6 protein-coding genes are annotated in these 7,046 nt (G+C 54.9%); 3 read left to right on the top strand and 3 right to left on the bottom strand.

Features of this window, described 5'->3' with window-relative positions:
* Positions 1 to 25 precede the first annotated feature (25 nt).
* The gene (locus HX773_RS21220) at positions 26 to 2,056 is read right to left on the bottom strand and encodes a choline transporter (RefSeq protein WP_176973193.1); all 2,031 of its coding nucleotides are present in this window, start codon (positions 2,054 to 2,056) and stop codon (positions 26 to 28) included.
* A 256-nt stretch (positions 2,057 to 2,312) separates the two neighbouring features.
* Here HX773_RS21220 and betI point away from each other — a divergent pair, with 256 nt between their 5' ends.
* From betI to betA, 3 genes are read left to right on the top strand one after another with little or no spacing between them, the layout of a single operon-like run.
* Complete coding sequence (gene betI, locus HX773_RS21215; RefSeq protein ID WP_101761563.1) at positions 2,313 to 2,906, top strand: transcriptional regulator BetI; 594 nt, start codon at positions 2,313 to 2,315, stop codon at positions 2,904 to 2,906.
* 13 nt (positions 2,907 to 2,919) lie between these two features.
* The gene (gene betB / locus HX773_RS21210; protein ID WP_176973192.1) at positions 2,920 to 4,392 is read left to right on the top strand and encodes a betaine-aldehyde dehydrogenase; all 1,473 of its coding nucleotides are present in this window, start codon (positions 2,920 to 2,922) and stop codon (positions 4,390 to 4,392) included.
* A gap of 28 nt (positions 4,393 to 4,420) precedes the next feature.
* Entirely contained in the window at positions 4,421 to 6,100 is a 1,680-nt protein-coding gene (gene betA / locus HX773_RS21205) for a choline dehydrogenase (RefSeq protein WP_176973191.1), read from the top strand.
* A gap of 180 nt (positions 6,101 to 6,280) precedes the next feature.
* Here the strand turns inward: betA and HX773_RS21200 are convergent, their stop codons facing one another.
* Together HX773_RS21200 and vapB are read right to left on the bottom strand one after the other, a co-directional pair.
* A complete protein-coding gene (locus HX773_RS21200; protein WP_176973190.1) occupies positions 6,281 to 6,697 on the bottom strand; it encodes a PIN domain-containing protein in 417 nt (138 codons plus the stop codon).
* Entirely contained in the window at positions 6,694 to 6,921 is a 228-nt protein-coding gene (vapB, locus tag HX773_RS21195; protein WP_176973189.1) for a type II toxin-antitoxin system VapB family antitoxin, read from the bottom strand. Before vapB ends, HX773_RS21200 begins: the two co-directional genes overlap by 4 nt.
* Positions 6,922 to 7,046: the final 125 nt, after the last annotated feature.

Raw genomic sequence — 7,046 nt, 5'->3', positions numbered from 1 at the left:
CGCCATTTATGGCGACCGCAACAAATCACACGTCCGGGAACGTCATATTGCTGCCCGGCGCTTCGCGATGCAGATGGATAAAGTTCAGGTGACGTTCGTACTGATCGAGAATATCGATAATCACCTGCTCCTTGTTGTAGTCCATCAAATCGTTGCCCTGGCTGCCTTCCAGCAGGAAGGTTTCCAAACGGTAATAGGTCGATTTACCGCTACGTGCACGATAGGTAAAGCCCGGTACCGAATACTGCTGCGGCCAGATTTGATAAACGAAATCCTGCTCTTCGCCCAGCAACACGCGCAGATCCAAGTGGCCCAGCGGCTGCCCTTCTTCTGGCTCGGCACGCTCCAGCGATATACGTCCACCGCGCAGTTCCAGCTCTTTCGCCACATCCTGCATCGCCGGGAACAGCACCTCTTCCATCATCTTCTGCGTGTAGCGCGTGCCCGGATAGTTCATCAGGCGTGACAGACGTTTCTTCCAGCTCAGACGATCGTTACTGGCCGGAATGTACGGCGCAGTGTCGCGGCTGGCGCTGGCGCGGCGATGATCTTCCACCTTCAGCGATTTATACAGCCCGGCCATCACAAAGAAGATCACAAAGCTAAACGGTAAGCCCATGATCACCGTGGCGTTCTGCAAGGCAGAAATCCCGTTGGTCATCAGCATGCCCATCGTCAGCACACCAATCGCAATCGACCAGAAGATACGCAGCCAGTTCGGTGCATCGCTGTTGATGTCTTTCAGCTTCGAGGTGAAGTTACCCAGCACCAGAGAACCGGAATCCGCCGACGTCACGTAGAACAGCATGCCGGTGATGGTGGCCACCGAAGCACTGAATTTAAACGCCGGATACTGCGCCAGCAGACTGTAGAAACCGCGTTCGGCATGCGCCATCACTTCCTGCGCAAAGCCGGCGTCGCCATGAATGATTTCATACAGCGCCGCGTTACCAAACACCGACAGCCACAGCAGCGTAAAGGTGAACGGAATAATCAGCGTACCCAACACGAACTCACGAATGGTACGACCGCGCGAAATACGGGCGAGGAACAGACCGACAAATGGCGACCACGCAACCCACCACGCCCAGAAGAACAGCGTCCAGCTATTCATCCACTCGCGTGGCTGATCGAAGGCGAAGGTATTCAGCGTCATGCCCATAAAGCGATTGACGTAATCACCGACGTTCAGCACCAGCGCATTAAGCAGGAAATCGGTTTTGCCCATAAACAGCACGAACAGAATCAAGCCCAGCGCCAGCGCGACGTTCAGCTCAGAGAGAATACGGATGCCTTTATCCACGCCGGATGTCACTGAGATGGTGGCAATGATCACCGACAGCACAATCAGCGCGGCCTGCGCCGTGAATCCTTCCGGAATATCGAACAGCACGTTGAGGCCGTAGTTCAGCTGCACCACACCTATCCCCAATGTGGTGGCGATACCAAAGATGGTGCCGATCACCGCGGCGATATCCACCGTGTGACCAATCGGGCCATTAATGCGTTTGCCGAAAATCGGATAGAGCGCCGAACGGATGGTGAGCGGCAGGTTGTAGCGATAGCTGAAGTAGCCGAGCGCGATGCCCATTAATGCATACATCGACCAGCCGGTGACGCCGTAGTGGAACAGCGTCCACACCATCGCCTGACGCGCGGCTTCCATGGTCTGCCCTGCACCTTCTGGCGGCTGCATGTATTGCGTTACCGGTTCGGCAACCGAGAAGAACATCAGGTCAATACCGATACCGGCGGCAAACAGCATCGCCGACCAGCTCAGTAAGCTGAACTCGGGTTTAGATTGCTCCGGCCCAAGCTTGATGGCGCCGTAGCGCGAACACGCCATATAGATGACGAACACGATGTACAGCGTGGCAGCGAGCATGTAGTACCAGCCAAACGTGGAGGTGACCCAATTGACGGCGGTCAGAAGCCAGCTGGCAGCGAGTTCGCTGTAAAAAATCGTGACAAGTGAAAATGTCAGAATCAGTCCGGCTGAGGTGTAAAACACCACAGGATTGATTCTGTCTTTTTCACTGGCAGGTGGATTAATCATCGATTACCTCTGGTTAATTTCCTGTAGTACGTGCCAATGAACCCTGATTAGGTCGCCATTAATGGCGTCCCGACGAGGGAAAGTGCGGTTTTCGTGGGGTGCGCGTTAGTACGCATCTGCTGAGTTCCTTTCAACTCACCGCTTCGTTTTTGTAACAATCCAAGCACAGCATCCTAACAAATTTCTTTTTTATATTGAACGTGCAATCAAAAAAAGTTTTAATAGTGTCCTTACATTGCGGTGGAGCTGGAGTGTTATGCCAAAGGTGGGAATGCAGCCGATACGTCGTCGGCAACTGATTGATGCGACCCTGAGCACCATTAACGAAGTCGGGATCAACGACGCCACCATTGCGCAGATTGCGCGACGTGCTGGCGTATCGACAGGCATCATCAGCCACTACTTCAAAGACAAGAACGGTCTGCTGGAAGCCACGATGCGTGACGTAACTCGTCAGCTGCGTGATGCGGTAGCAGCAAGGTTAAAACCGCTGGCAGACGCCACTACCGAAGCGCGCCTGCTGGCGATTGTGGAAGGCAACTTTGATGATTCGCAGGTGCACAGCGCCGCGATGAAAGCCTGGCTGGATTTCTGGGCCAGCAGCATGCATCAGCCACAGTTGGGCCGCTTAGAACGCGTGAGCAGCCGTCGCCTGTTTTCCACGCTGGCAGCCGAGTTTCGTCGCGTTATCCCGCGTGAAAAGGCGCGTCTGGCGGCGCATGGCCTCGCTTCATTGATTGATGGCCTGTGGCTGCGCGCGGCGCTTAGCGGCAAACCGTTTGATTTGGCTATCGCCAGACAACTCACCACCCAATTCATTCGTCAGCAACTAGCTGACCAGAATCACTGAGGAAGGAGAAATCATGTCCCGATTCACCGAGCAACACCTTTATATTGATGGCGCATTGGTTCCCGCTGCGGCAGGCAACACATTCCAGACCATCAACCCGGCGAACGGCGAAGTGCTGGCCGACGTGCATGAAGCTGACCGCGCGGACGTTGATCGCGCCGTTGCCGCCGCGAAAAAAGGCCAGAAAATCTGGGCGGCGATGACCGCTATGGAACGTTCGCGCATTCTGCGTCGTGCGGTCGATATTCTGCGTGAGCGCAATGATGAACTGGCCGCGCTGGAAACCCTCGACACCGGCAAACCGCTGAGCGAAACCCAATATGTGGATATCGTGACCGGTGCCGACGTGCTCGAGTACTACGCGGGCTTGATTCCTTCTCTGGAAGGCCAGCAAATTCCGCTGCGCGATACCTCGTTTGTTTACACCCGCCGCGAACCGCTGGGCGTGGTGGCCGGTATCGGCGCGTGGAACTATCCGATTCAGATCGCCCTGTGGAAATCCGCGCCAGCATTGGCCGCTGGTAACGCGATGATCTTCAAACCCAGCGAAGTCACGCCGCTGACCGCGCTGAAACTGGCGGAAATCTATAGCGAAGCGGGCGTGCCGAACGGCGTGTTCAACGTGTTAAACGGTCGCGGTGCGGTCACCGGCCAGCTGCTCACCGATCATCCGGGCATTGATAAAGTCTCCTTCACCGGCGGCGTTGCCAGCGGTAAGAAAGTGATGGCCAATGCCGCCGGTTCGACGCTGAAAGACGTCACCATGGAACTGGGCGGCAAATCCCCGCTGATCATCTTTGATGACGCCGACCTCGACCTCGCCGCGGACATCGCGATGATGGCGAACTTCTACAGCTCGGGCCAGGTTTGCACCAACGGCACGCGCGTATTTATCCCGGCTAACTTGCAAGCGGCGTTTGAAGCGAAAATCGCTGAGCGCGTGGCACGCATTAAGGCTGGCGATCTCAACCATCCTGATACCAACTTCGGTCCGCTGGTGAGCTTCGCACATCGCGACAACGTGATGCGCTTTATCGAATCCGGCATCAGCGAAGGTGCGCGTCTGCTGTGCGGCGGTAAACGTCTGAGCGGCGCAGCTTTCGATAACGGCGCATGGGTGGAACCGACCGTATTCACCGACTGTCGTGATGAGATGACCATTGTGCGCGAAGAGATCTTTGGGCCAGTGATGTCGATTCTGACTTACGAAAGCGAAGAAGAAGTGGTGCGCCGCGCCAACGCCACCGAATTTGGCCTGGCGGCCGGTGTGGTAACCCAGGATCTCAACCGCGCGCACCGCGTGATTCACCAGATTGAAGCAGGTATCTGCTGGATCAATACCTGGGGCGAATCCGCCGCTGAGATGCCGGTGGGCGGTTACAAACATTCGGGTGTGGGCCGCGAAAATGGCCTGATGACGCTGCAAAACTACACGCAGGTGAAATCTGTGCAGCTCGAAATGACCCGTTTTCAGTCCGTATTTTAATTTTGGCTTTTAACCTGAGGAACGACTAATGGAATTTGATTACATCATTATCGGAGCCGGATCCGCAGGGAACGTTTTGGCAACAAGACTGACCGAAGATAGCAGCGTCAATGTGCTGCTTTTAGAAGCGGGCGGCCCAGATTACCGCTTCGACTTCCGCACGCAGATGCCTGCGGCGCTGGCTTTCCCGCTGCAGGGAAAACGCTACAACTGGGCGTACGAAACCGAACCTGAGCCGTACATGAACAATCGCCGCATGGAGTGCGGACGCGGTAAAGGTTTGGGCGGATCGTCGCTGATCAACGGCATGTGCTACATCCGTGGTAACGCGATGGATCTCGATAATTGGGCCAATGAGCCCGGTCTGGAAAACTGGAGCTACCTGAACTGCCTGCCCTACTATCGCAAATCCGAAACGCGCGATATCGGTGCCAATGATTATCACGGCGGCGAAGGTCCGGTGAGCATCACTACCTGTAAACCTGGCAACAATCCGCTGTTCGCCGCGATGATTGAAGCCGGCGTGCAGGCGGGTTATCCGCGCACTGACGACCTGAACGGCTATCAGCAGGAAGGCTTCGGTCCAATGGATCGCTTTGTGACGCCGAAAGGTCGCCGCTCCAGCACCGCCCGCGGTTATCTCGATACCGCGAAAACGCGCCCGAACCTGAAAATCGTCACTCATGCGACCACAGATCGCATTCTGTTTGAAGGCAAACGCGCGGTTGGCGTGCAATATCTGCTGGGTTCCAGCAATACCTCGCACCAGGCGCATGCGCGCCGTGAAGTGCTGCTGTGCGCCGGTGCCATCGCCTCGCCGCAGATTCTGCAGCGCTCCGGTGTTGGTTCCGCTGAATTGCTGAAACAGTTCGATATCCCGCTGGTGCATGATTTGCCGGGCGTGGGCGAGAACTTGCAGGATCACCTCGAAATGTACCTGCAATATGAGTGCAAAGAGCCGGTTTCGCTCTATCCGGCCTTGAAGTGGTGGAACCAGCCGAAGATTGGTGCAGAGTGGCTGTTTAACGGCACCGGCGTCGGCGCCAGCAACCACTTTGAAGGCGGCGGCTTTATCCGCAGTCGTGAAGAGTTCACCTGGCCGAATATTCAATATCATTTCCTGCCGGTGGCGATTAACTACAACGGCTCGAATGCGGTGGAAGCGCACGGTTTCCAGTGTCACGTTGGTTCGATGCGCTCACCGAGCCGCGGCCATGTGCGCCTGAAATCACGCGATCCGCGTCGCCATCCGGCGATTCTGTTCAACTACATGTCACATGAGCAGGATTGGCAGGAGTTCCGCGATGCGATTCGTATCACGCGCCAGATCATCAACCAGCCGGCGCTGGATAAATATCGCGGTAAAGAGATCAGCCCAGGCCTGGATTGCCAGACCGATGAGCAGCTGGATGAGTTTGTGCGTAATCACGGCGAAACGGCTTATCACCCGTGCGGTACCTGCAAAATGGGTAACGACGAGATGTCGGTGGTCGATGGCGAAGGCCGCGTTCACGGTGTTGAAGCATTGCGCGTGGTGGATGCCTCAATCATGCCGCTGATCATCACCGGTAACCTGAACGCGACGACCATTATGATCGGCGAGAAAATCGCAGACAACATTCGTGGCCGCCAGCCGCTGCCGCGCAGCGAAGCGGATTACTTTGTTGCCGGTGATAAACCGGTCCGCGCTGAACCGATGCGTGGCTAAAGCTGATTTAGGGGCGAAATTTGTCGTAATGCCGTTTAGTAAAGCATTAGTTTGCAGGTGCGCATGAATGCGCACCCTACGAAAAAAACGCCAATCCTTTGTAGGGTCGCCATTTATGGTGACCGAAAGATGCTTAACTGACGAGCATTAGGCGACATTGGTCGCCCTTTCCTTTGGTGACTAGCCAGCCCAATCCTGAAGATCCAAATCAACTACCCGAGCGAACTCCCGAGTATTGTTGGTGACTAAAATTGTGCCTGCCGCAATTGCATGTCCGGCGATCGCCGCATCATTAGCACCAATCGGAGTCCCAGACGCAGCCAAGGCCATTTTCACTTTCGTCGTAGCATCTACAGCCGCGCGATCCCAAGGCAAAACTGCATCAAGACGGCTCACAAACGCCTCCACCAGCGAGAGATGCTTAGGCGATGCTTTTTTGCCAATCGCACCAAACCGCATTTCGCTATAAGTGATGGCAGATACCACAATACGATCGCGTCGCATAACGCATTGCGTTAACTTTTCAATCACTGCTTCCGGCTGCTCTCGCATGATAAACGAGCAGATATTGGTATCGAGCATGTAGGTTTTCATCAAAGTTCAAACCGCCCGTCTTCAATTACATCTTCTCTATCTTTCAGGAAATCTGCATCTGCCTTCTCTTCTTGCATAAAAGAGCTCCAGCTTGGTTTTACCGGACGCAGAATTAACGTATCCCCTTCACGGATGATTTCGAGTTCATTAACACCGTCAAAATCCAGATCACGTGGCAAGCGGATAGCGCGGTTATTGCCATTTTTAAAAACTGATACTGTTCGCATGAACTTCGCCCTCCAGCAAAATATAGGCATAGTATACGGATATACATGGCATATGCCTACGCGCTTTTGATGGAATTCTGTGCTGTATTCCAAAGAAGAATATTTTCACTGTTAGAACACCAACC

This window comes from Pantoea sp. B9002 (assembly GCF_013385945.1).
In the GTDB taxonomy this organism is placed as follows: domain Bacteria; phylum Pseudomonadota; class Gammaproteobacteria; order Enterobacterales; family Enterobacteriaceae; genus Pantoea.
The sequence above is the reverse complement of the archived record's forward strand: the minus strand, read 5'-3'. Positions and strand labels throughout refer to the sequence as shown.